This is a genomic window from Christensenella sp. MSJ-20, assembly GCF_044357945.1.
GTDB lineage: Bacteria > Bacillota > Clostridia > Christensenellales > QAND01 > QAND01.
Window position 1 is genome coordinate 301871 of record NZ_CP076563.1, and the last position, 23008, is coordinate 324878.

30 protein-coding genes and 4 tRNA genes are annotated in these 23008 nt (G+C 54.3%); 31 read left to right on the forward strand and 3 right to left on the reverse strand.

What is annotated here, in order from left to right:
- Nucleotide 1: 1 nt before the first annotated feature.
- The 14 genes from KP626_RS01450 (at nt 2) to KP626_RS01515 (ending at nt 11295) form a co-directional block, all read left to right on the forward strand.
- Complete coding sequence (locus KP626_RS01450; RefSeq protein ID WP_395977646.1) at nt 2-649, forward strand: cell division protein SepF; 648 nt, start codon at nt 2-4, stop codon at nt 647-649.
- Between the two features lie 76 nt (nt 650-725).
- Nucleotides 726-1310, forward strand: coding sequence for a DivIVA domain-containing protein (locus KP626_RS01455; RefSeq protein ID WP_395977648.1), 585 nt, complete (start codon nt 726-728; stop codon nt 1308-1310).
- A 124-nt stretch (nt 1311-1434) separates the two neighbouring features.
- On the forward strand, nt 1435-2676 hold the full coding sequence (locus tag KP626_RS01460) for a M24 family metallopeptidase (RefSeq protein ID WP_395977650.1): 1242 nt from the start codon (nt 1435-1437) through the stop codon (nt 2674-2676).
- Nucleotides 2677-2746: 70 nt separating this feature from the next.
- Nucleotides 2747-3067 (forward strand): DUF3784 domain-containing protein, encoded by a 321-nt coding sequence (locus KP626_RS01465; RefSeq protein ID WP_395977652.1) that lies wholly within the window; start codon nt 2747-2749, stop codon nt 3065-3067.
- 70 nt (nt 3068-3137) lie between these two features.
- Nucleotides 3138-3482, forward strand: coding sequence for a DUF5665 domain-containing protein (locus KP626_RS01470; RefSeq protein ID WP_395977654.1), 345 nt, complete (start codon nt 3138-3140; stop codon nt 3480-3482).
- Between the two features lie 63 nt (nt 3483-3545).
- Nucleotides 3546-4013, forward strand: a complete 468-nt coding sequence (gene lspA / locus KP626_RS01475) for a signal peptidase II (protein WP_395977656.1) — start codon at nt 3546-3548, stop codon at nt 4011-4013.
- The gene (locus tag KP626_RS01480; protein WP_395977658.1) at nt 4006-4959 is read left to right on the forward strand and encodes an RluA family pseudouridine synthase; all 954 of its coding nucleotides are present in this window, start codon (nt 4006-4008) and stop codon (nt 4957-4959) included. The genes lspA and KP626_RS01480 overlap by 8 nt, the downstream gene beginning before the upstream one ends.
- 145 nt (nt 4960-5104) lie before the next feature.
- Complete coding sequence (locus KP626_RS01485) at nt 5105-6037, forward strand: aspartate carbamoyltransferase catalytic subunit (protein ID WP_395977660.1); 933 nt, start codon at nt 5105-5107, stop codon at nt 6035-6037.
- Nucleotides 6034-7323: a dihydroorotase gene (locus KP626_RS01490; RefSeq protein WP_395977662.1), complete on the forward strand. Its 1290-nt coding sequence runs from the start codon at nt 6034-6036 to the stop codon at nt 7321-7323. Before KP626_RS01485 ends, KP626_RS01490 begins: the two co-directional genes overlap by 4 nt.
- Nucleotides 7320-8243: an orotidine-5'-phosphate decarboxylase gene (gene pyrF, locus KP626_RS01495; RefSeq protein ID WP_395977664.1), complete on the forward strand. Its 924-nt coding sequence runs from the start codon at nt 7320-7322 to the stop codon at nt 8241-8243. The genes KP626_RS01490 and pyrF overlap by 4 nt, the downstream gene beginning before the upstream one ends.
- 12 nt (nt 8244-8255) lie before the next feature.
- Nucleotides 8256-9044, forward strand: a complete 789-nt coding sequence (locus tag KP626_RS01500) for a dihydroorotate dehydrogenase electron transfer subunit (RefSeq protein ID WP_395977666.1) — start codon at nt 8256-8258, stop codon at nt 9042-9044.
- Nucleotides 9037-9945: a dihydroorotate dehydrogenase gene (locus KP626_RS01505; protein ID WP_395977668.1), complete on the forward strand. Its 909-nt coding sequence runs from the start codon at nt 9037-9039 to the stop codon at nt 9943-9945. The genes KP626_RS01500 and KP626_RS01505 overlap by 8 nt, the downstream gene beginning before the upstream one ends.
- Before the next feature lie 17 nt (nt 9946-9962).
- Entirely contained in the window at nt 9963-10544 is a 582-nt protein-coding gene (gene pyrE / locus KP626_RS01510) for an orotate phosphoribosyltransferase (RefSeq protein WP_395977670.1), read from the forward strand.
- A gap of 196 nt (nt 10545-10740) precedes the next feature.
- Nucleotides 10741-11295 carry a biotin transporter BioY gene (locus KP626_RS01515; RefSeq protein WP_395977672.1) on the forward strand — a complete coding sequence of 185 codons (555 nt, stop codon included), beginning with the start codon at nt 10741-10743 and terminating at the stop codon, nt 11293-11295.
- 28 nt (nt 11296-11323) lie between these two features.
- Here KP626_RS01515 and KP626_RS01520 read toward each other — a convergent pair whose 3' ends face one another.
- Nucleotides 11324-13072 (reverse strand): NFACT family protein, encoded by a 1749-nt coding sequence (locus tag KP626_RS01520; RefSeq protein WP_395977674.1) that lies wholly within the window; start codon nt 13070-13072, stop codon nt 11324-11326.
- Between the two features lie 83 nt (nt 13073-13155).
- Here KP626_RS01520 and rph point away from each other — a divergent pair, with 83 nt between their 5' ends.
- The 7 genes from rph to KP626_RS01555 all read left to right on the forward strand — a co-directional run bounded on the left by rph (nt 13156) and on the right by KP626_RS01555 (nt 15415).
- Nucleotides 13156-13869 carry a ribonuclease PH gene (gene rph, locus KP626_RS01525; protein ID WP_395977676.1) on the forward strand — a complete coding sequence of 238 codons (714 nt, stop codon included), beginning with the start codon at nt 13156-13158 and terminating at the stop codon, nt 13867-13869.
- Entirely contained in the window at nt 13866-14450 is a 585-nt protein-coding gene (gene rdgB / locus KP626_RS01530) for an RdgB/HAM1 family non-canonical purine NTP pyrophosphatase (RefSeq protein WP_395977678.1), read from the forward strand. Before rph ends, rdgB begins: the two co-directional genes overlap by 4 nt.
- Nucleotides 14450-14950: a metallophosphoesterase family protein gene (locus KP626_RS01535; RefSeq protein ID WP_395977680.1), complete on the forward strand. Its 501-nt coding sequence runs from the start codon at nt 14450-14452 to the stop codon at nt 14948-14950. The genes rdgB and KP626_RS01535 overlap by 1 nt, the downstream gene beginning before the upstream one ends.
- Before the next feature lie 58 nt (nt 14951-15008).
- Nucleotides 15009-15084, forward strand: a tRNA-Arg gene (locus KP626_RS01540).
- A gap of 11 nt (nt 15085-15095) precedes the next feature.
- Nucleotides 15096-15172 (forward strand) — tRNA-His (locus KP626_RS01545).
- 89 nt (nt 15173-15261) lie between these two features.
- Nucleotides 15262-15336, forward strand: a tRNA-Gln gene (locus KP626_RS01550).
- 3 nt (nt 15337-15339) lie between these two features.
- A tRNA-Lys gene (locus KP626_RS01555) sits at nt 15340-15415 on the forward strand.
- Nucleotides 15416-15529: 114 nt separating this feature from the next.
- Here KP626_RS01555 and KP626_RS01560 read toward each other — a convergent pair.
- Complete coding sequence (locus tag KP626_RS01560; RefSeq protein ID WP_395977682.1) at nt 15530-16690, reverse strand: tyrosine-type recombinase/integrase; 1161 nt, start codon at nt 16688-16690, stop codon at nt 15530-15532.
- Between the two features lie 117 nt (nt 16691-16807).
- The gene (locus KP626_RS01565) at nt 16808-17338 is read right to left on the reverse strand and encodes a hypothetical protein (protein ID WP_395977684.1); all 531 of its coding nucleotides are present in this window, start codon (nt 17336-17338) and stop codon (nt 16808-16810) included.
- Nucleotides 17339-17340: 2 nt separating this feature from the next.
- On the opposite strand from KP626_RS01565, the gene KP626_RS01570 reads away from it, so the two are divergent.
- The 10 genes from KP626_RS01570 to KP626_RS01615 all read left to right on the forward strand — a co-directional run bounded on the left by KP626_RS01570 (nt 17341) and on the right by KP626_RS01615 (nt 22971).
- Nucleotides 17341-18003: a DUF2800 domain-containing protein gene (locus tag KP626_RS01570; RefSeq protein ID WP_395977686.1), complete on the forward strand. Its 663-nt coding sequence runs from the start codon at nt 17341-17343 to the stop codon at nt 18001-18003.
- 189 nt (nt 18004-18192) lie between these two features.
- Nucleotides 18193-18789, forward strand: coding sequence for a DUF2815 family protein (locus KP626_RS01575; protein WP_395977688.1), 597 nt, complete (start codon nt 18193-18195; stop codon nt 18787-18789).
- Nucleotides 18767-19141: a hypothetical protein gene (locus KP626_RS01580; RefSeq protein ID WP_395977690.1), complete on the forward strand. Its 375-nt coding sequence runs from the start codon at nt 18767-18769 to the stop codon at nt 19139-19141. The genes KP626_RS01575 and KP626_RS01580 overlap by 23 nt, the downstream gene beginning before the upstream one ends.
- Nucleotides 19142-19147: 6 nt before the next feature.
- On the forward strand, nt 19148-19324 hold the full coding sequence (locus KP626_RS01585; protein ID WP_395977692.1) for a hypothetical protein: 177 nt from the start codon (nt 19148-19150) through the stop codon (nt 19322-19324).
- Nucleotides 19309-20127: an N-acetylmuramoyl-L-alanine amidase family protein gene (locus KP626_RS01590; protein WP_395977694.1), complete on the forward strand. Its 819-nt coding sequence runs from the start codon at nt 19309-19311 to the stop codon at nt 20125-20127. Before KP626_RS01585 ends, KP626_RS01590 begins: the two co-directional genes overlap by 16 nt.
- Nucleotides 20128-20140: 13 nt before the next feature.
- Nucleotides 20141-20488, forward strand: coding sequence for a hypothetical protein (locus KP626_RS01595; protein ID WP_395977696.1), 348 nt, complete (start codon nt 20141-20143; stop codon nt 20486-20488).
- A gap of 13 nt (nt 20489-20501) precedes the next feature.
- Nucleotides 20502-20765, forward strand: a complete 264-nt coding sequence (locus KP626_RS01600) for a phage holin family protein (protein ID WP_395977698.1) — start codon at nt 20502-20504, stop codon at nt 20763-20765.
- 131 nt (nt 20766-20896) lie between these two features.
- Nucleotides 20897-21085, forward strand: coding sequence for a type II toxin-antitoxin system HicA family toxin (locus KP626_RS01605; protein ID WP_395977700.1), 189 nt, complete (start codon nt 20897-20899; stop codon nt 21083-21085).
- A gap of 39 nt (nt 21086-21124) precedes the next feature.
- Complete coding sequence (locus KP626_RS01610) at nt 21125-21541, forward strand: type II toxin-antitoxin system HicB family antitoxin (protein WP_395977702.1); 417 nt, start codon at nt 21125-21127, stop codon at nt 21539-21541.
- A 335-nt stretch (nt 21542-21876) separates the two neighbouring features.
- Nucleotides 21877-22971: a DUF5780 domain-containing protein gene (locus KP626_RS01615; RefSeq protein WP_395977704.1), complete on the forward strand. Its 1095-nt coding sequence runs from the start codon at nt 21877-21879 to the stop codon at nt 22969-22971.
- Nucleotides 22972-23008: the final 37 nt, after the last annotated feature.

Sequence of the window (23008 nt, forward strand, 5' to 3'; positions counted from 1 at the left end):
CGTGGCTGGTAAATTTTTTGGCAAGGTATTCGATTTTATTGGGCTGGAGGAGTCCACCCTGGACGAAGAGGAATACGGCTACGACGACGGCTATAACGATGGCTACGACGATTATGCCGACGATTATGACGACGGATATGATAATAGCCGTAGCCGCAGCGATTATTATGAGGACGACGGCTATGAGGACGACTATGAAGACGATTACGCTTCCTCTGGCAAGAAGTCCGGAAGATTGCAAGGTGGTAAGGTGAGAACCATAGGGAAGAAGCGGGATCGGGAGCCGGTGGCTGCTGCTCAGAACTTCGACAGCATGCGTGGACTCTCCGGCGCCAACAGCGGCAAAATGAAGATGGTTGTCTATCAGCCCATGACCTATGATGATACCCAGAGCATCATAGACAACCTGAAGAACCGCAAACCCATTGTGGTGAATCTGGAGAATCTGGAGATCGACATTGCCCAGCGGGTATTGGATTTCATGTCGGGCGCAGTCTATGCCCTGAACGGCAACATCCATAAGGTTACCAAAGGGATTTTCATCCTGGTGCCCACCAACGTGGACATTTCTGGAAACGTCCCTGATGAGCTTCAGGGCGCCGGCAGCTTCTATACCCTTGGCGGAAGCGGCAACCGGCGGCAGTATTAGGGCCAGGCCCGGGCCCCGAGGGCCGGGTTGTTAATAAAAAAGAAAATGATTTAGAAAGTTTAAGGGGGAATACGCAATGGTCACACCGAAGGACATACACGAGAAGAACTTTGGCGAGGAAAAGCGCGGCTATATCAAGGACGAGGTGGACGATTTTCTCGATGAAATCATCGTGGACTATGATAAAGTCCTTCGGGAGAACAAGGAGCTCCTTGCCCGGATTGACGCCCTAAACGCCCAAGTCGAGTCCTATCGGGGGATGGAAAATTCCTTGATGCACACCATGGTTACTGCCCATAAGGCTGCGGATGATATCACCGAAAAGGCCAAGCGGGAATCCGAGGAGATGATTGAGAACGCGCAAAAAGAGGCGTCCAACATCCTCAATACCGCTGATATCCGCGCTCGCGCCAAGATGGAAAACTATGAGAAAGAGATGGCCGATGTTGAGGGCAAGATCCTTGGCATCCGCAACGTGCTGAACGAGTTTAAGGCCACGGTTCTGGATTACTCCAAGGAGCTGGTGGAAGTGGTGGAGGACCTCTCCATCCCCGAGAGCGTTCGCCGTACCATTGATGAGCTGGAGCCTCAGGCTGCTGAGGAACCCGCTATGGAGGAAATTCCCGCTTTTTCCGGCAATGCTATTCCTCTTGAGGACTGATAGATGCCAAAAAGGGCCCCTGGGGCCCTTTTTTTGTGCCGTTTGATCCCAGGCTTTTGATGTTCCATCGCCCTTTTCCTGTGCTATACTAAAAAGGAAAAACTAGGAAAGCAGGAGAAGCGCTATGAGAACAGTGGTGCCGCTGAAAAAACAGATTGAAATCATAGACAACACCCTGGCGGCTCGGATCCCCGCCATTATCCCGGGAATCATGGCGGAGTATGGCTTTGATATGTGGATCATCCTTTGCCGGGAATACAACGAGGATCCCATCTATCCCACCATGGTACCTTATCTGTGCTTGACTGCCCGCCGCCTGTCCTGTCTGGTCTTTACCCTGGAAAAAGGGGTGTTCCATGCCTATCACTTTGGCCGCCCCGATAGCAAAATCGCCAGGCTTTATGAACAGGCCTATACGGATATCACCCGGGATCAACTCCAGGAGTTGGCGGATTTTATCCAGCGAAAAGATCCCCGGAAGATTGGAGTGAATCTTTCCAAACTTAGCGGCATGAGCGATGGCCTCAGCCACCAGCTTTATGAGGATCTCTGCGCCTGCCTTGCGCCGGGATATGCCGAACGGCTGGCATCGGCTTACGAGCTTTCCACCCATTGGATTGAGACCCGGCTGCCGGAGGAACTATCCCGTTATTATAGCGTCTATGCCCTCGCTATGGATATTTGCTTGGAGGCCTATTCCCGTAAGGTGATCATTCCGGGGGTAACCACCACCACCGAGGTCGAGGAGTGGATCGCACAGGAGATCAATCGGCTGGGCCTTACCTTCTGGTTTAGCCCTCATGTGGATGTGCAGCGCAAGGGCATTCATAAGACTGGAAGCACCGGCCTTGTGATCCAACAGGGGGATCTGCTCCATTACGATGTGGGAATCAAATACTTTGGCTTGTGTACCGATAGCCAGCGTATGGGCTATGTGCTCCGGGATGGAGAGCGGGAAGTGCCGGAGTACCTCCGAACAGCCTTTGCCAAGACCTGCCGCTTCCAGGATATTGTGGCGGAGGAGCATATCGCCGGCCGAACCGGTAACGATATCCTTCGTCGCTGTTTGGATCGGGCCAAAGCCGAAGGGATTCAAGCCGCTCTTTATAACCATCCCATTGGGTTTTTCGGCCATAGTGCTGGCACCATCGTAGGGTTATGGGATATGCAGGACGGTATCGGGCCCATGGGGGATTTTCCCCTGCATTACAACACCTGCTATGCCTTGGAACTCAATACCGAGAGCGAGCTCGCGGAGTGGGATGGCCAGCGGGTGCGCTTCTCCGCAGAGGAAAGCGTAGCTTTTACTCAGGATGGAAAGCTATCCTATCTGTTTCCAGGACGGGAGACAATCATTGCCATCTGATTTTATTAAGCGCTCCAGATTGGAGCGCTTAAATATTTGGGCATACTGTGTGATGAAAGGAGGGGATTCCATGGCAACTGTCAATTTGATTTGTGCGGGATTCTTCCTTGTCTTGGCCTATTTAATATGGCGTTTCCACCTGGTTTGGCTCATTGGTGGCCACTATATTCGGGATCAGGAGCAGCGGAAACAATATGATATGGAAGCTATTTTAAGGGAGGGAGCTCGGATCAAGCTTTATATGGCTTTGTGTCTTTTGGGATCCAGTCTCTTGATTTACTATGGCGGCATGAATCCCTTTCAAGGTGGAATGATTGGCTGGGGGCTGGCGGGAACGGTATCCTCCCTGGGCGCCCTTCGCTTTCGGGACTGGAGCCGCTATCGAAAATAGCTTCGGCATGGATTGCTTCCATCGGATAGTTTTCCCATTCATAGGGGCATGATAGTAGAAAATGGGTCATATGAAAAGGGAAGAGGTGGTCGCCATGTTGGAGGAGGAGAAAAAGCGGGAGGAATATCTGCTGGAAGAACGGCTCACCCTCTTAGAACGGCAGATAGAGCGGTTGAGCCAGAGCCTGGAGCGGACCCGGTTCTATGATTATGTGGAGCATCTTGACAGCCCCCGGCGTATGCTATGGGGTAATCTAATGGGCGGGATTGCGAAAGGATTGGGGATGGCGGTAGGCTTTGCGGTACTGGGCGCCCTTTTGATGGCGCTTCTTACCTGGCTTGCAAATGCGAATTTGCCCATCATCGGCCAGTTTATCGCCAACATTGTGGAGATGGTTAAGGTATACAGCCAATAAAGCCGCTGACGGAAGGCAAAGTATGCTATAATAAACTGATATTTTTTCTTAAAGGGGTAGGGTATGCTGGAAATACTGCTAGCAGGCGGCGCAATCCTATTGGATCGGATCTCCAAACTCTGGTGCCTGGGATCTCTTAAGCAGATGCCTGGAATGAAGATGGACGTGATTCCGGGAATTGTGGAATTTCGCTATGTCGAGAACCGGGGCGCGGCCTTTTCCATTCTATCGGGACGCACAGGACTTTTAACGGTGGTCACCGCGCTCATCATCGCGGGATTGATATTCTATCTGGTGAAATATGGCCGGACAGAATCCCTTTTGGTCCGGATTCTATTGTCCCTGATCATCGGAGGCGCGTTGGGCAACTTCATCGATAGGATTGTCTATGGTTTTGTCATCGACTTTATCAATCCCACCTTTATTCGGTTTGCGGTGTTCAATGTGGCCGATATTTTCGTTACCTGCGGCGCCATTCTGCTGGTGTTTGCGGTACTGTTCCTTCGGCCTAGCAAGAAACAAAATGGATGACTTGATTCTTACCATATCAAATACCCTTCATGGAAAACGCCTGGATGCGGCATTGAGTCAGCTTGCAGCCCTTTCTCGCTCCCAGATCGCGCAGCTGCTGTCCCAGGGCTGCGTTACATCCAACGGCGTTATGGTGGACAAGCCCAGTCGGAAAGTGAAGGAAGGCGAGACCTACATCCTCCGGCTGCCGGAGCCTAAAGTTGCGGACGCTGTACCGCAGAATCTGCCTCTTCCCATCCTGTATCAGGATGAAGATCTGGCGGTGGTCAATAAGCCAAGAGGTATGGCGGTACATCCTTCCCACGGCATTCCAGACGGCACGGTGGTCAATGCCTGCCTCTACCACCTGGACCATCTTTCCGCCATAGGGGATACCATCCGCCCAGGGATCGTACACCGGTTGGATAAGGACACTACCGGACTGCTGGTGGTGGCTAAGAACAACGCCGCCCATGAAAACCTGTCGGCTCAGCTCAAGGCCCGTACGGTAAAGCGCACCTATCTTGCCCTGGTTCAAGGGAATATAAAGGAGGACGAGGGAGAGATAGAAGCTCCCATCGGCCGGCATCCGGTTCATCGAAAGAAGATGGCGGTGGTACGGGAAGGAGGCCGGTATGCAAAAACGCTCTATCGGGTGGTGGCTAGGCTCAACGGAAAAACCCTTGTGCGCTGCTCTCTTACCACCGGCCGTACCCATCAGATTCGGGTACATATGGCTTTTATCGGTCATCCTGTGGTGGGCGATCCGCTCTATGGCGTTCGGAAGGATCCGGGAAGGGGGCAAATGCTCCACGCCTATCGGCTGAGCCTTATCCATCCCAGAACCGGGATGCCCCTGTCTTTTTATGCGCCTCCGCCAGAGGATTTCATCAAAGCCGTCCGCGCGGCCGGCGGAGAGATGAAATTGCAAAAAAATGGTGTACAGATAGGGGATGTTATGCTATAATATCAAAAATTTGTGAGAAGGGGGCCGGCGCGATGAAATACCGTGAGATGATCCACGCTGAGGGCCGTCCCGCTACCGCTGTTTTTGTTTCAGGAAGCTGAACGCTTCCTTTTTTTATGCCCGTACCCACGGAAGGAGTGAGGCCATGTTTTCCAATCAACACAAGGATCTGCTGGGCCTGCGTACCGCCACTCGGGAGGAGATTACCCGGGTGCTGGACCTGGCGGAGGAGATGCGCCAGGTGCTTTTGAGCGATCATAAAAAAACATCGGATCTAGCAGGTAAAAGCGTGGTAACCCTATTCTACGAGAACAGCACCAGGACCCGCATGTCCTTTGAGCTTGCCAGCAAATATATGGGGGCCAGCAGCGCCAATATGACGGCGACTGCCAGCAGCGTGCAAAAGGGGGAGACCCTTTTGGATACCGGCGCTACCCTGGATCAGATGGGGGTGGATGTTATCATCATCCGCCACGCCATGAGCGGCGCGCCCCATCTACTGGCGAAGCATGTCAAGGCTTCTGTGATCAATGCGGGGGACGGGGTTAACGAGCACCCCACGCAGGCCCTGCTTGATCTCTTTACTTTGCGCCGCCACCTGGGGGATTTATCGGGCAAGAAGGTGGCCATCGTGGGGGATGTCCTCCATAGCCGTGTGGCTCGGAGCAATGCCTATGGACTCCATGCCATGGGAGCCCAGGTGGTGTTTGCCGGTCCTACCACCCTGATGCCTGGCGAGGATCTGAGCCCACTTCATGCCCAAGTGGCCGGAAGCGTAGAGGAGGCCGTCCGAGATGCCGACGCCGTCATGGGACTGCGCATTCAGCGGGAGCGTCAGCACGCAGGATTATTTCCCTCGGTGCGGGAGTATAGCCGTTTCTTTGGCGTAGGGGAGGAAGTCCTTTCCTTAGCCAAGCCCGGCGCGCTTCTGATGCATCCCGGACCGGTCAACCGAGGGGTGGAACTGACCACCCAGGTGGCTGACGGGGAACAGAGCGTGATTCGGGAGCAGGTGCAAAACGGCGTTGCTGTTCGGATGGCGCTCTTACAGCTATTGATTCGGAGGGAAGCCCTATGAGAACCATCATCCAAAATGGAACCATCGTAAATCCCCTTGGGAAAAGCGGTAGATTGGATCTTGTGATCCGGGATGGAAAGGTGGAAGCCATTGCTCCCAGCGTCCAATCCCAGGCCGGGGACGAATTGATCGACGCTGCGGGTAAGCTGGTATTTCCCGGTTTTGTGGACATGCACTGCCATCTTCGGGATCCTGGCTTCGAATATAAGGAGGATTTGACCTCTGGCACCCGCTCGGCGGTCATGGGAGGGTTTACATCGGTGGCCTGTATGCCCAATACCGACCCGGTCCTGGATCATCCCGCTCTCATACGGGACCTAATTGCTCGCAGCCGGGAGCTGGGATATGCCAAGGTCTATCCCATCGCCAGCGTCACCAAGGGGCAGAAGGGAAAGGAGCTCAGCGAGTTCGGCTTGCTACAGGAGGCGGGAGCAGTGGCTTTTTCGGATGACGGCCGGCCGGTATCCAGCAGCCTCACCATGCGAAACGCCCTCAACTACGCCAAGAACTTCGGCGCCCTTCTCATCTGCCATGAGGAGGATCTGGATCTCTTGGAGGAGGGGGTCATGAACCAGGGGGCCGTCAGTGTGGCCTGCGGATTGAAGGGGATTCCCGCCTCGGCGGAGGAGATCATGTTGATCCGGGATATCATTCTGGCCCGGGAACTCCATACCAAGGTACATATCGCCCATGTGTCCACCGCCCTGGGAGTGGAACTGGTACGGTTTGGCAAAGGCCTGGGCGTGGAGGTCACTGCGGAAACCTGCCCCCAGTACTTTTCCCTGACGGACGAACTCCTTATGGATTACGATACCAACGCCAAGATCAACCCTCCCCTGCGGACCCAGGCTGATGTAGACGCGATCATCGAAGGGCTTCGGGACGGCACGCTAGACGCCATCGTTACCGATCATGCGCCCCATCATGTGGATGATAAGGCGGTGGAGTTCAACCTGGCGGCAAACGGTATGTCGGGATTTGAGACGGCCCTCCCCTTGATTCAAAAAAATCTAGTGGAGCCGGGGTACCTTTGCTGGGAGGATGTGGTTCGGGCGATGTCCGTCGCTCCCGCCAAGCTTCTGGGAATTCCGGGCGGCGTATTGCAGCCGGGCGTTGCAGCCGATGTGGTGGTGTACGACCCTAAGATGCCATGGACCGTCACGGCGGATCGGCTATACACCAAGGGAAAGAATACCCCTCTTCTGGGAAGAGAGCTCGTAGGCCGGGTGGCCTGCGCCTTTACCGATGGCCGGAAAAATGTATGGGAATATGAGGTGGCAAGATGATCATAGACCGTTTGAACCGCCGTGTGGCGGAATTGCGCAACCCCTCCATCGTAGGATTGGATACTCATCTAATGCTGTTGCCCGCCGCTATGGCGGAGCGGGTGGATCATGCGGATCCTATGGGCTCCGCTGCCGCGCTGATTCTGGAATTCAACAAAGGCCTTGTGGATGCCATCGCTGACATCGTGCCCTGTGTTAAGGTTCAGGTGGCCTATTACGAGCAATATGGCTGGCAGGGGATGAAAGCCTTTTGCGAAACTCTCGCCTATGCCAGGCAAAAAGGTCTGATTACCATCGCGGACTGTAAGCGAAACGACATCGGTAGCACCGCATCGGCTTATGCCAACGCCTATTTGGGTCGTACGCCTTTCCCCCAAGGGAAAATCGCTTCCATGGATGCGGATTTTCTTACGGTAAATGGATATTTGGGCTCTGACGGTGTTCTTCCCTTTGTGGAGGCGTGTAAAGCCTATGATAAAGGTATCTTTGTCCTAGTAAAGACCAGCAATCCTGGATCTGGAGAGCTTCAGGACCGTTCTTTGGGAGAGACCACCGTCTTTGAAACCATGGGTGATCTGGTCCAGGCTTGGGGCCGCGAGACGCTTGGAGAGACGGGCTACGCCGCTGTGGGAGCAGTGGTGGGGGCGACCCATCCCAAGCAGGGGGAGATCCTTCGAAAACGCCTTCCGGAGGTGCCTTTCCTGGTGCCGGGCTACGGCGCGCAGGGAGCTACGGCGGCAGACCTTTCCGGCCTGTTTGACGCCCGTGGCTTTGGAGCCTATGTGAACTCCAGCCGGGGCATCATTGGCGCCCACAAGAAGAGTGGTCTGCCCTATGCTGATGCTGCCCGTGATGCGGCCCTTGCCATGGCGGAGGATCTGCGGGGCGCCCTTTCCGCTGTCGGCCGGATGGACTATTAGGAGGGAGATCATATGATGCAGCAGGGAAGCTATCCAGTGGTCTTCAACCATGGGGTTGCCCAGGATACCATGCATATGGGCCTTTTGGTGGGTAAAAATCTGGGGGAGGAGATTACCCCCGGTCGGTTTGTGAACCTAAAAGCTCCTGGCCGTCCGGATTTGATCCTCCGTCGGCCCATCAGCGTCAATAATTATGACGGTGAAACCGGTATTCTGGAGTTGGTTTACCAGGTAAAGGGCCAGGGGACTCAGGCTCTTGCTGGATGCCGAGAGGGTGAACTCGTGGATGCCTTGGGGCCTTTGGGCCATGGTTTTACTCCAAAGGGGGAGCGGAACATCTGGCTGGTGGGAGGCGGCATCGGCGTGGCGCCTCTGCGATATCTGCCCCTATACTATAAAACCGTTCGGTTTTCCGGGATCTTTGGCTATCGCACGAAGGATTGCATCTACCAACAGGATGATTTATCCGCGTCCCTGGCCTTTGCCGATTTCTATACCGATGATGGCAGCAATGGAAACCAGGGATTTGTGACCCAGGGCCTTATAAAGCGGCTGGAAAGCCAGCCCGCTCCCGACGCCATCTACGCTTGTGGCCCGGTTCCCATGCTGCGGGCCCTAAAGGAACTGGTCTTGCCCACCAACATTCCCTGTATGGTATCCATGGAGGAACGGATGGGGTGTGGCACGGGAGTCTGTGTTGCCTGTACCTGTCTCATTCAAAAAGATGGGCTGGAAACCCGAAAACGGGTCTGTACTGACGGCCCTGTATTTGGCATTGAGGAGGTGGCGCTCCATGGCTGACCTTTCCGTAAATCTTTGCGGCGTTTCCTTGAAGAATCCCATCATCGCCGCCTCTGGAACCTTCGGGTTTGGCCGGGAGATGGCGGGATATTTCGATCTTTCCCGTATGGGAGGGATCAGTAGCAAAGGGATTACCCGCCAGCCCCGTCTGGGGAATCCTACGCCTCGCATAGCGGAAACCCCCAGCGGGTGCATCAATAGCGTAGGGCTGGAGAATCCTGGGGTGGAGGCGTTTTTGAGGAAAGAGCTTCCCTATATGAAAACCCTTCAAACCGCCGTCATCGTTAACGTTTCCGGCAGCAGCCTTGGGGAATACCGGGAGACGGTGGCCATGGTATCGGAGGCCGGCGCCGATATGATCGAACTAAATATCTCTTGCCCCAATATCAAGGGGGGAGGGATGGCTTTTGGCACCACGCCCCAATCCGCCGCCGAGGTGGTGCGGGAAGTGCGACCCCTTTGTAAGACGCCCCTGATGGTGAAACTGAGCCCGAATGTGGCGGACATCGCCGCCATTGCCCGAGCGGTGGAAGGGGAGGGGGCGGACGCTATTTCCCTTATCAACACCCTTTCGGCCATGGCGGTGGATCCCTATACCCGCCGGCCTATTCTGGCTAGCGTCATGGGGGGACTGTCCGGTCCGGCAGTCAAACCGATTGCCCTTCGGATGGTATATCAGGTAAGCCAAGCGGTTTCCATACCCGTTGTAGGGTTGGGAGGCGTAACCACCGGCTTGGATGCGGCAGAATTTATGCTTTGTGGAGCCACTGCGGTGATGGTTGGAACGGCAAGCTTGATGGATCCGTATTCTTGCGATAGAATAATAGCTGAGCTGAACGATTATCTGGATGGGATGGGCATCGCCACGGCGGCGGAGCTCACCGGCAGCCTGATGGTCTAAAGAAGGAGGTAAGGACGATGAATATCGAACGGGTTTTTGAGATTTTCCGGGAGACGGGTGTGATGCTGGACGGCCACTTCCTGTTTACCAGCGGCCGGCATGGGGATAAATATATGCAGTGCGCCCAGCTATTCCGGTTTCCCCAATACACCGATGAGATTCTAGAGGATCTTGCAAAGCGGTTTGAAGGGGAGCAGATTGATCTTGTGATCGGGCCCGCCGTTGGCGCTGTTCAGATGTCCTTTGCCATGGCCAGGATTCTGGGGTGCGAGAACATCTTTGCCGAGCGTGAAAACGGAGTGATGACCCTGCGCCGTGGATTCCACATTGAGCCGGGCCAGAAGGTGCTGGTGGTGGAGGATGTAGTGACCACCGGCGGCAGCGTTCAGGAGGTCTTGGAGCTGGTCCACAAGGCTGGCGGAGATGTGGTAGGGGTCTGCGTGGTGGTGGATCGTACCAACGGCCAGATTGATCTTGGGGAGCGCCTAGAGAGCGTGGTTTCCCTGGATCTGAAGTCCTATGCTCCCGATGAGTGCCCTCTTTGCAAGGAAGGGATCCCCTTGGTAAAGCCGGGCAGCCGCAATTTGCCCATCAAATAGTAGGCCACCATTAGCCCGAATTGGCCGGATTTGGCCGGAAAGAGCCGGTTTGGGGCTGCAAAAAAGGCAATCAATGAAAAAAGCAGGGCGGACATCGCCCTGTTTTTTGTTTCTTAATTGTAAACCTAATTATAATATATATTGACAATTCTATTAAAGGCCGGTATTCTAAGAAAAACTGGGAAGGGGAATCAACATGCGACATGAAACCATCCGTAGTCTGGTCCTCTGCGGTCTCTTCGCCGCCCTCTGCTGCGTCGGCGGCTGGATCACCCTGCCGCTGCCCCAGTTATCCATCACCTTGCAGACCCTCTTTACCACCCTGAGCGGCCTTGCACTTGGAGGGAAGAGAGGAGCCGCGTCGGTAGCGGCGTACGTGGCGCTGGGCCTTGCGGGTTTGCCGGTGTTTTCCGGAGGAGGGGGAGGCGTGGCCTATGTCATGAGACCTTCCTTTGGCTATTTGCTTGGAATGATCCTAGGGGCCTATGTGGCAGGCAGCCTCTATTCTCGCTGGCGGCTTCGTCCCTGGGGCCCGGCCGCGGCCAGTGGATTGGGATTCCTAGCGGTTTATCTACCGGGCCTGCCATACTTCTGGCTGATGAGCCGGGCTGTGGGCATACCCATGACGGCGGACGCCGCTCTGATGACGGGATGCCTCCTTACATTACCGGGCGATATTGTGAAATGGGCGCTCTGTCTGGTGGCGGAACGGGGGCTGCGGCGGATTCTAGAAAACGAAAGGACGGCATAGCGCCGTCCTTTTTGCTGTGTTGTGGATGCTATTCCTGTCGATCCGCTAAAAGGGATTTCACCAGCTTTTCATCGGGGGTGATGAAATAGGTCTTTTGTTGGGTAAAGATCACATAGCCCGGCTTGCTGCCCGCCGGCTTGCGAACGTTTTTGATGGCGGTTACATCCACCGGCACGTTGCTGGAATTCCGCCCCCTGCTGTAGTAGGCGGCGATGTTGAGGGCCGCCACCATGGTATCGCTGGGGAGAGGCGCCCGATGGCGAACCACCACATGGCTTCCCGGCATTCCCTGGACGTGAAGCCAGATGTCGGTGCTCCGGGCGATACGTGTGGCCAGAAGATCGTTCTGGCGGTTGTTGCGTCCCACCAGGATTTCGATCCCATCGGGGGAGCGAAAGCGTACCGGCTGGGACTGCTGCTGTTTTTCCCCTTTCTTGCTGCCGGGGGATTGGCGGAGATAGCCTGCCTCCCGCAGCTCCTCCCGAATCTCTCCCAGCTCAGTGGAGGTACCCGCGGTGTCGATGGAAAGCAGCACCGACTGGAGATACGCCACCTGGGGCTCGATCTCCCCCTTCTGGGCTTGGGCCGCCTTGGCGGCGGCCTTCTTCCGGGCGGAACGCTTAAAGTACCGCTGGGCGTTCTCCTGGGGGGTCTGAGTAGGGTCCAGTTTCAATGCTCGATCCTCCCCCGTCAGGTAATCGTTTACCACCCATCGATCCGCTCCCCGGGGAATCTCGTGCAGATAGGCCAGAATCAATTCCCCAAGGTGCTGCTCCTCCTCTTGGTTTTGGGAGGAGAGCAGAACATCGTTTTGGATGGATAGGCGTTTATAGAGCCGGTCCAGATGGTCGGATACCGAAGCGGTGAGCGCGGCTTTGGAGGAAACAAGCTGCTTTTGGGCCAAGCATTGGGTATAATAGGCGTCATAGGCCTGGCTTAAGGTGGGATAGGGAAGAAAACCGTAGTCTGGCACCGGCTGGGGAAATACCGCCAGCCATTCCTCCCCGTGAGTTAGGATGCCAGGTTCCAGTTGGCTCTCCCGAAGACGGGAGAAGAAGGCTGTGCAAGCGGCAGAAAGGGCGCCGGCATCCCCGGGGGAAAGGGGAAGGGAGGCATCGGGCGACAGGCCGGCCAGCTGGCAAAGCATCCGGGCGGTGTGTGGGGATACCCCTAGGCAGCCGGCGGTTAAGGCTGCTGCGGCCCGCTTGCCCCATTGGGAATGCGCTGCCAGGTAGGCGGAGAAGTCCAGGGTGAGGGGAGAGTCCTTCTCCTGAGAGGGCGGGGGCAGGTAATCGTCCCCCGGGAGCACCGTCCGTACCCGGGACATATCGGCGTAGACCCGTTTTGCGGCGTCGATGACCGTTCCCTTCTCGTCCACCAGGATGAGATTGCTGTGCTTGCCCATCACCTCTAAAATCAGACGATATGGGCAGAGGTCTCCCAGCTCGTTGGCGGAAAGCACCTCAAGCGTGACCACCCGGTCCAGGGTGTCCATGGCGATGGAGGTGATCCGTCCTTTGGCCAGATGCTTGCGGAGCAGCATCAAAAAGGGCGGAGGCGTTTGCTCCCGGTTTTCCGCTCCTTTTTCGGTGAGATGAAGCCGGGCGGATTCGGGATCGGCGGAAAGCAGCAGCCGATGATTTTTGTTGTTGGCCCGAACCACCAGGGTATACTCGTATTTGCCGGAGCGGGAGATGCGTTCGATCCGGCCGTTGTCCAGGGTCTTCATCAGCTCCTGGGTCATGGCGTAGAGAGCTACGCCGTCCATATGGGTCATAGGATTCCTCCAAAGAAAAGCATTGCCTTGTATTCCACATGGATTATAATATAAGAATCACAAAAAAACAAAAGAATGGGAGAATGCTCGTGGAAGCCTTACAGATGCGTCCAATCGCCTTTACCATGGATTACCTGAAAAACGCCCACGCCAGCTGCCTGGCGTCCTTTGGGAATACCCGGGTTCTGGTGTCCGCCATGGCGGAAGAGGGAGTCCCGGAGTTTCGGATGGGAAAGGGCGGATGGATCACGGCGGAATACGCCATGCTGCCCGCTTCCACCCCTCGGCGCAAGCAGCGGGATGGCCTGCGCAAGGACGGACGGGGCGTGGAGATCTCCCGGCTCATCGGCCGGAGCCTTCGGAGTGGATTTGACCTTTCCGCTTTGGGGGAGTATACCATCCGGGTGGACTGCGACGTTTTGGACGCCGACGGCGGCACCCGCACCGCAGCCATATCGGGGGCCTATTGCGCCGTGTATGATCTTTTGCGGAAGCTTCATGAGGCGGACAAGCTGCCTCTGCCGCCCAACGACCGGAACATTGGAGCCGTCAGCGTTGGGATGGTGCAAGGCGGTTATGTTTTGGATCTCTGCTACGCGGAGGACAGCAACGCTGAGGTGGACCTTAACGTGGTTATGACCCGGGACGGGGGGATTGCGGAGGTTCAGGGGACAGGGGAGCAGCATCCCTTTACCTTTGTGCAGATGACCGAGATGCTAGCCCTTGCTAAGGGCGGCATCTTTGAGATTTTTGAAGCCCAGGACCGCGCGCTGGGCAAAGTGGGGGGAGCAAAATGAGAAAAATATTCATAGCCAGCAACAATCAGGGCAAAATAAGGGAGATCAAAGCCATACTGGGTGATTTTTACGATGAGTTCTACACCCCACGGGATATGGATCATCCCTTTGAAGTGGTGGAGGATGGGGATACCTTCGAGGCCAACGCCGTCAAAAAGGCGGTGGCGGGCCGCATGTCTTTTGGCATGGACGCCCTCGCCGATGACTCCGGCCTCTGCGTGGACGCCCTGGACGGGGCGCCTGGGGTGTATTCCGCCCGGTATTCCGAGGAGGGTACCGATGAAGCGAACAACAAAAAACTACTGGAAGCTCTTGAACGCGTACCTGTCGACCAACGTCAGGCTCGGTTTGTTTCGGCAGTGGCTCTCGCGCAAAAGGGAGGACGATTGATCGTGGTACGGGGAGAGTCCCCCGGCGTCATCCTGACGGAGCCCCGGGGAGCGGGCGGTTTTGGGTACGATCCCCTTTTCTATGATGAAACCTACCGGCAGACCTATGGCGAAATGGACGAGGAGACCAAAAACGCCATTAGCCACCGGAGCCGCGCGCTTCTAGCTCTGCGCGAGGAGCTGATGAAATAATGGGAGCTACCTACGGGGTTGTCCTGGTTTCCGATAGCCACGGAGATGAAAAAGCCCTGCAAAAGCTGTTATCCCGCATCGCCGAGATGGAGCGCCGGCCTGACGCTATCTTTCACATGGGGGATTTTGTTACCGATGGCCGTTATTTGGAGGAGGAAAGCGGCATCCCCGTCGTTTCTGTCCGGGGGAACTGCGATCTTTGGGCTGCCGAAGAACCGGAGGACCGGCTTTTGAACATCAACGGATGCCGCGTGTTTTTAACCCATGGACATCGCTATCGGGTGAAGGCCGGGTACCTTCAGCTGACCCTGGCGGCCCAGGAGCGGGAAGCGCGGGTCTGCTGTTTTGGCCATACCCATCGCGCGGATTGCTTTGTTGACGGCGGCTGTCTGTTTTTGAATCCCGGCAGCCTTTTATCCCCCCGGCAGGGGAATCCCGGCTATCTTTTGCTGACGGTGGACCGGGAGGGAAACCCATCCGCGGATTTTTATGAGATATAGCCCATAAATTTCATTGACAGGTTACCGGGTTTGTTTTATACTAACGTGCGTAGCTTGTGCGCCTGTAGCTCAGTGGATAGAGCAACGGCCTTCTAAGCCGTGGGTCCGGGGTTCAAATCCCTGCAGGCGCGCCAATTTGCACATGGTGGGTATAGCTCAGCTGGTTAGAGTGCCAGGTTGTGGCCCTGGAGGTCGTGGGTTCGAACCCCACTACTCACCCCATTTTTTCTTTGGCAGACAAGCTTCCAAGATGTGCCGCTGGTGGCGGGTATCTCTTGAAACCCCAGGCCGCTAGAATCCTTCCCTCACCGTGGGGTGTAGCCAAGCGGTAAGGCACGGGACTTTGACTCCCGCATGCGTTGGTTCGAATCCAGCCACCCCAGCCATGGGATCCATTAGCTCAGTTGGTAGAGCACCTGACTTTTAATCAGGGTGTCCGGGGTTCGAGTCCCCGATGGATCACCACCCCAAAACCCCCGAGAATAAAGGCTTCTCGGGGTTTTTTTGTTTTTAATTTTAGGAACAGAAATATCATAAAATATTGTAAAATCTTATTCCATTACACCCCGTGTTACACTCTCAAAGGGCGTCAGTGATGCGTCGCAGATCGGAGAGGGAGACGTCCTGGTAATACCGCAGCATCTCCTCCGAGGTATGCCCGATAAGTTCCAGTTTATCCCGATCGGGAGCGGACACGGATTTCAAAAGAGTGGCGAAGGTGTGCCGGCAGGAGTGGGGCGTGATCCTGTGTCGCCCGTATTCGTCCGTAGGATTCGATATGCCGATTTGTTCAAGGGCCTCATAGAAATACCCGCGGTACTCCTTCAAAGCCAACTGGGAGCCGTCTGGAGCGCAGAACAGGGGCCCTGCAATCCTATCGCAGGTCAGGCGGTCGATGATAGGCTGGATTTTGGGGGATATGGTCACAGTACGGTTGATGCCGGCCTCGGTTTTGATCCCCCCTGTAATGGCTTTTTCTTTCCGGTTGTAGTTGGCTACATCCAACTTGAGGAAGGCGCTAGGGCGGAAACCCAGGTAGCAGGCGCAATAGATATAGTCCGCATAGGGGACCCGGTCTATGTTGGCTTTTATTTGCTCCAACTCTTTGCTGTTGAATCCCACTTTTGTGGAGGTCTCCCCGGTCCTCACCTTGAGGAATTTTGCAAGGTTAGCTTCTCCAGCCAGATTGGCGGGGACATAACCCCGGGGGATACCGTATTTATACACCAGGCCAAGGCAGGTTTTTGCGATCTGTCGGGTGCGTTTGCCCGATGTTCCTTTCTTGGGCGCGAAATCATCCAGGCACTCCTGGAGGTCGTCTATGTCCATGTTCTCCATGCTGTTCTGCCAGATAGGCTTGAACACCGAGAACGCCGCCCGGTATCCCTCCAGCGTTTTAGGGGAAGCCTGGTGCGTGGGCAGCCATAGGTCGTAAAGCTCTTTGAGAGGAATCTGGGTGGACTTTCGCCGTATGGGTTTTAGGATGCGCGGGTCCTGGAGTTTTGGAAGGTACTCCAGGGCTTCTCTTTTGGTTTTAAAGCCAGCCTTTTTTGCCATGACCCGGCCCGTGGGGGTATAACCGAAGGTCCGCTCGCAACACCAGCTCGCTCCCCGTTTATAGACGGTGCCTTCGCCGTTTCCACGCCGGCGTTTCTGCCGGACCGGCTCTTGCCGGACGCCGCAGGCGAAACAGAAGACCGCCTTCGGGGGCAGCTCGACACCACATTTCTTACAAACCATTGTGTTTTCACCCCTAAATATGCTATATTCAGGGTATAGCAAAGCTCACCCGCCCAAAGGTGCTTTTGCTATACCCTGACCGTTCTCCTGTTGCAGCAGGAGGCGGTCCCTTTTTTTTCAGTTCAAATACATAGAGACCATAGTCGCTGTAGACAAGGGTGTGATGATAATCGTCGCCTCGTCCCAATCAATAGAACAAATTGGGGAGCAATCCATATTTTCCCTGTATGCGAGTATGTATGATAAAAGATCAGCTTCTTCGAGTGTATTACTTTTAGTCCAACCGGGATACCTCATACTAACTTCATAATTACCAAAATGATCAGCGGTTGCCTCAATAATTTCCATACAATAAAAAGCGGTTTCGCTTGCGCTTTCATCCGAGCAGAGAACAGAGTATCCGGCGCGGGCTATTTCGTGACCATCTAATGCGATTATGGCGTTTCCGGGTTTTTCAAAATATGTGACCGTGCCATCATAGTATAGATATTCCGGGTCGTCCTCAACAAATTTGGAGTTAAACTTCTTAACCTCGTTAATACTCATGTCAGATACATTATTGGACAAGAAACCAAGCGGGTCGATGTCTGCGTACTTGTTAACCGCAGTTGAAGCTCCTCCTGAACACCCAACACCGAGCAGAACCAACAGTGAGACTACGAGCGCAGCAAATCTATCAGCCCCGTATGAACAACATCAGCGTGTATGAGTTGCCCGCTGCGGAGCTGTTGAGTTGGGCGGAGAAGACCGTTAAACCAACCGCGGCTAAGGCCGCTAAGGGTAAGGGGGCTTATAAAGAGGGGGAGCATTGCCGGTTTTGTCCACATGCTGGGCGATGCCGGAAACTAACCAAGGCCTGTACTGAGTATGTGCGTACCTACACCGGGAGGTTAGGGGTAAAGGTGCTGGCGCCGTATGAGGTAGCAGACATTCTTGCCATGGAGCCCATGATCACCCTCTGGCTGAAACGGGTCAAAGCCCAGGCTATGGATACTCTGATCCAGGGCGGCGAGATTCCGGGGTACAAGGTGGTAGAGGGCAAGATGGGCAACCGTAAATGGTCCGACGAGTTGGCCGTGGCTGAGAAGCTGAAGGCCGAAGGGTACAGCCTGGAGGACTACACCGAGACCAAACTGCTGAGCCCTGCTGCACTGGACAAGGCGATTGGAAAGAAAAAGACCGCGGAGCTGTTAGCCGATCTAGTTACCCGGACACCAGGATCACCGATTATTGCACCTGAGACTGATAAACGGCCCGCATATAACCGGGTGGCCGAAGCAGTAAAAGACTTTGAGGAGGAGACCAAGCGGTGATCAATCTAAAAGATTTCACGGAGGGATCTTTAATACGCCTAAAAAAATAGGTGCCAAAGAACCCTGTGATCTGATTTTGCTTTCAACTACAAAAGAAGCTATAGACCTCATCCGTGACTTACTCCACGCAAATGCGTATCAAATAACCCCAGAACCACTTTGGACTACAAATAAAGGAGACAACGAATAATGGCAACTAAAGTAGTGACCGGAAAAGTTAGGTTTTCGTATGTACAGATTTTTGAGCCCAAGGAGCCTATCTCCGGAGGTGATCCTAAGTATAGTATTACCCTCTTAATTCCCAAAAGTGACACTGCCACTGTTGGCAAGATCAAAGAAGCGATGAAGGAGGCCAGGGAGAACTTCTGTAAGCGTAACGGGGCTAACGCCCTACCCATGAACCCGGTAAATCCATTGCACGATGGCGATGGGGTGAAAGACAATGGCGATCCCTACGGCCCCGAATGCGCCGGGTGTTGGGTGCTTTCGGCTTCTGCCCGGGAAACTCAGAGGCCTGTTATTGTTGATGCCTTCCGCAACGAAATCACTGATCCTGGGGAGGTGTACAGCGGATGCTATGGCCGGGCAGCCATTAACTTCTACGGATACAGCAACGTGAAAAAGGGTATCGGTTGTGGCCTGTTGTCTGTACAAAAGCTCCATGACGGAGAGCCGTTTGGCACTGTGGGTAGTGCGTCCGATTTTAACCTCTTTGATCGAACAGACAGCCGAAGCAATCCGGACAGAAGTCTCCGAGAGCGCTGTGACCCAAGATCAGGTAACTGAGCTTGTCAGCACCAGTATGACCCAGCTTTCGGATAGCTTCACCTTTCAGTTTACGGAGCTGCGGGCTATGGTGGACGCCAATGACGCGGATACGCGGGAACAGTTTCAACTCTTTGAGGAATACATCCGGTTTGAAAACGGCAATATCATTCTGGGTGAGAAGGGAAGCGAGCTGGTTCTACGGCAAGAGAATGACCGAATCAGTTTTCTGGATGGAGGCGCCGAGGTAGCCTATTTCTCCAACAAACAGCTAGTGGTCCTTGACGGCCATTTTCTGCACTCTCTGCGGATAGGGCCCGTGGCCTTTATCCCGCGGGAAAATGGCAATATTTCTTTGACGAAGGTGGGGTGAGTAGCGATGGCAACGATTACAGGCAGTACGTCTAGTAGTGTCTGGACCCACAGGCTGGTGGTAACGGAGGGTTCTGCCGATATCGCGAACAACACCAGTCCACTGACGGTGGAGGTTTATATCGGCCGAGTATCCTCCAGTGGGTCGTATATGTACGGCGCCAAGATATGCAGGGCAACCTAAAGCTGGGGGGATTCCACGCTGCTGTTGACGACAAGGAGATCATCCGATGTTCACCTTTTGACCGCAACACCTGGAACGCCACCGATGGGAATGGCCCGGGGAACCGGCAGGGAATTGCCATTGAAATCTGTTATAGCAAGAGCGGCGGCGAACGGTTCATCCAAGCGGAGAAGAACGCAGCGGAGTATATTGCCAAATTACTGAAAGAGCGCAACTGGGGCCTTGATAGGGTGACACGGCACTATGATTACTTCCCGGAGAAGGGATGCCCGCACCGTACTATGGCCATGGGCTGGCAGCGATTCCTGGACATGGTAGCTGCATATATGGGGGGAGAAGCTCCCCGGCCTGTCCCTACTCCTGTCCCCAGTACAAAGGAGATTGATGCATTCTATCGGGTCCGCACCCGAAAGCATGGCTGGCTACCGGAGGTATGTAACCTTGCAGACTACGCTGGGTGGGAGGATAGTCCCATTACCGATGTGGCCATCGGGGTGTCCCATGGGTCGGTAAAGTACCGGGTGCATGTGATGGGTGGCGACTGGCTCCCCTGGGTAACTGGATACAACATCAACGATATCGTGAACGGTTACGCCGGGAATGGAAAGGTGATCGACGCCATCCAAGTGTATTTCTATACCCCCGATGATATTCGACCCTTTAAAAAAGCCGAGTACCGGGTGGCTCCTGTGGGCGGCGGGTATTATTCCTTCCAGCATGACAACGAGACTACGAATGGCCAGGATGGATATGCTGGGCTGTTTGGCAAGGCCATTGGCAAATTCCAGCTAACCATCGAATAGGGGGTGATTAGATGTGGAAGTAGCGTTGTCGATTCTCTCGGTTCTTGGGATCAATGGTATTTTGCTGTTCTTCATCAAGCGGTTCTTTGATAAAAAGGACGGCGAGGCGAAGGAGGAAAAAGCAGACAGGGACGCACTGATCAAAGAGGTGCGGACAGGCCTTGGCACCATTCGATTATTGGCTTATGCCAGGCTATCCGAGGAAATCGAGAGGTTGTTGAACAAGGGATACGCCACCCCATCGGAGCGGCGGATTCTGGAAGAGATGTATTTGAATTACAAGGCCCATGGGTGGAATGGAGATATGGATTCTAGGATAGAGAAGGTTCATACCCTCCCCACCAAGGACTTGAAACATTAAGGAGGAATTTGTGATGGAAATTCTGAACGACTACATTGTGGTATTGGTAATGGCGATCTGCCTGGCGGTAGGATATATCATCAAGCATTTCCTGCCTATGGACAACAAATGGATTCCCCTTATTATGGGGTGTCTAGGGGTACTAATCAATGTGTGGGTGAACACCTGGGTATTTACCCCCGAGGTTCTTCTGGGCGGCCTAGCAAGTGGCCTGGCCGCAACTGGTGCCTTTGAGATGGTGCGGAACCTTGTAGGCAATGAAAATATGGACGTATAACCTATAGGTTATATCAATGAAAGCCCCTGGTTTATCCGGGGGCTTTTTTATTATACGTGTAAAAAATACGTAAAAAAATATTGACATACGTGCGTTATACACGTATAATATAAGCGTAAGGAGGGAACGATGTGAAATACCGGGAAGTAATGAAACTACTCCGTGATGATGGCTGGAGGGAGATTCCAGAGCGAACGAGAGGATCACATATCCAGCTAAGGCATCCGACCAAGCCCGGAAAGGTTACGGTGCCAAGTCACACGGGGGATATCCCACCTGGAACATTGAACTCCATCCTAAAGCAGGCAGGGCTCAAATGAGAGCCCTTTGCCTGATATGACAAGAAAGGGGATAAGGATATGCGAAAAGCGACCTATTTTGCAGTGTTTGAGCCTTCCGAAGATGGCGGGTATAGCGTTTACTTTCCGGACCTCCCGGGCTGCGTAAGCTTTGGGGAGGATTTCAAAGCAGCCATGAAAGGGGCGGAGGAGGCCTTGGGGCTTCATTTGTATGGAATGGAGAAGGACGGGGAAGAAATACCGGTTCCCGCCGAGGCGCCTATGGTTGATCCCGATACGGCAGCGGGATACCTGGTAGCGCCTGTCTCAGTATTTCCTGATATGGTAAAGGATGAGCTGGATAATAAGAGGGTAAAGACAACCCTCACCCTCCCGGCATGGCTCAAAGAAGCGGCGGAGCATAGCGCCATGGGGATCAATTATTCTAGGGTACTTGAAACAGCTCTAAAGGATATCTTAGGGATTGCTCAGAGGTAGTATAACGTAAAAAAATAAAACACTACTACATCCCCGTTACTCTCCAGAGGCCCTAAAACCTTTATTTAAGGGGATTTAGAGCCCGAAAAATACCGACTTTTAATCAGGGTGTCCGGGGTTCGAGTCCCCGATGGATCACCAGCGGCAACTTGCCGCTCCCAATTCGCAAACCGCTTTTTTGCGGTTTGCGAATTTTTTTCGGTGGGAAGGAAGGACGGCATTCCGTGAAAAGGGCTGCCAGAGGGATTGGATTTACAATGGGGCTTTTCTTTTTCATAATGTATGATAAAATAAAGTGATATTTTTGCCAAATGAGTTGGGAGATTTTCAATCGGATGAAATGCCCGCAATGTAAGCAAAAAGTGCCCAAAGACGTGGATCGGTGTCCCGGCTGCGGTGCTGAAATAGTGAAAAAGTCCCATTTACGGAAGTTTATCGTTTTGGGCGTTGTGCTGACGCTGTTGGTGGCCGGCGTTATTTTGATCACCTCTTTGGACAATCCTGTGGACGCCTGTATGGATGCTTTTTTAAACAATCGCTTTGAAGAGGCTACGGCCATCTATCAGCGGGATATTGAGAAGAGCAGCCGGCGGGTAAACGAAATTACGCCGTTGATCCAGCAGCGCCTGGAGGAGCTTGTTTCCGCCTATCGCACGGATGAAACCAGGTATGAGGAGATCAAAACCATTTTGTCTGACATGCAGGGATTTCCACTGTTGAATGATCAGATTCAGCAGGCCCTTTATTTTGTGGAGTCTCTCCACAGCTCTCGCGCAGCTTATACCGAGGCGCAGACCCTGTATGGGGAAGGATATTATGCTTTAGCGATTCTGGAACTGCAGAAGATGATTCCCGAGGACGAGAATTATCAGCAGGCCCAGAAGGATGTTGCTGACTACCAGGAGAAGCAAAACCAGTATGAGGCGGAAGCTGCCGCCGCGGCGGAGCAGCAGCTGGCTGCCGTTACGGACGCGTTGATCGTGACTCCTGATGAGGAGAGCGCGGGGCCGGTTCTGCGGATCGTTTGCAAAAATCAGGATCCTGAACGGACCATCCAGGCTGTGACGTTTGCATATACTTTGACCGACGAGAAGGACGCCAATATGAAGTTCGTGGATGGGGTGGGCCCGGTCTATTTCAACAGCCGGGAATGTGTGCTGGAACCGGAAGATTCCTGCGGCGATGATATGGATATTCCGCTGAACAAGGATGTAACGGGCGCATATCCCCTAAAGGCCAAGGGATGCGTGGTTAAGGCGACGTTTTCGGATGGAACCGTCTGGGAGAACCCCTATTACAGCTATTGGCTTAAGGATTCTCTAACCCGGGAAGAATATAAGAGCTATCAGGAAAGCCAGCAGAAGGATCACGGCGACGGCGGCGCCACTGGCACGCCTGCGCCCACCCCTTCTCCCAGTCCCGCGCCTTAATAAAATCGGGCGCGAAGCGGGATGCTTGCTATCATAA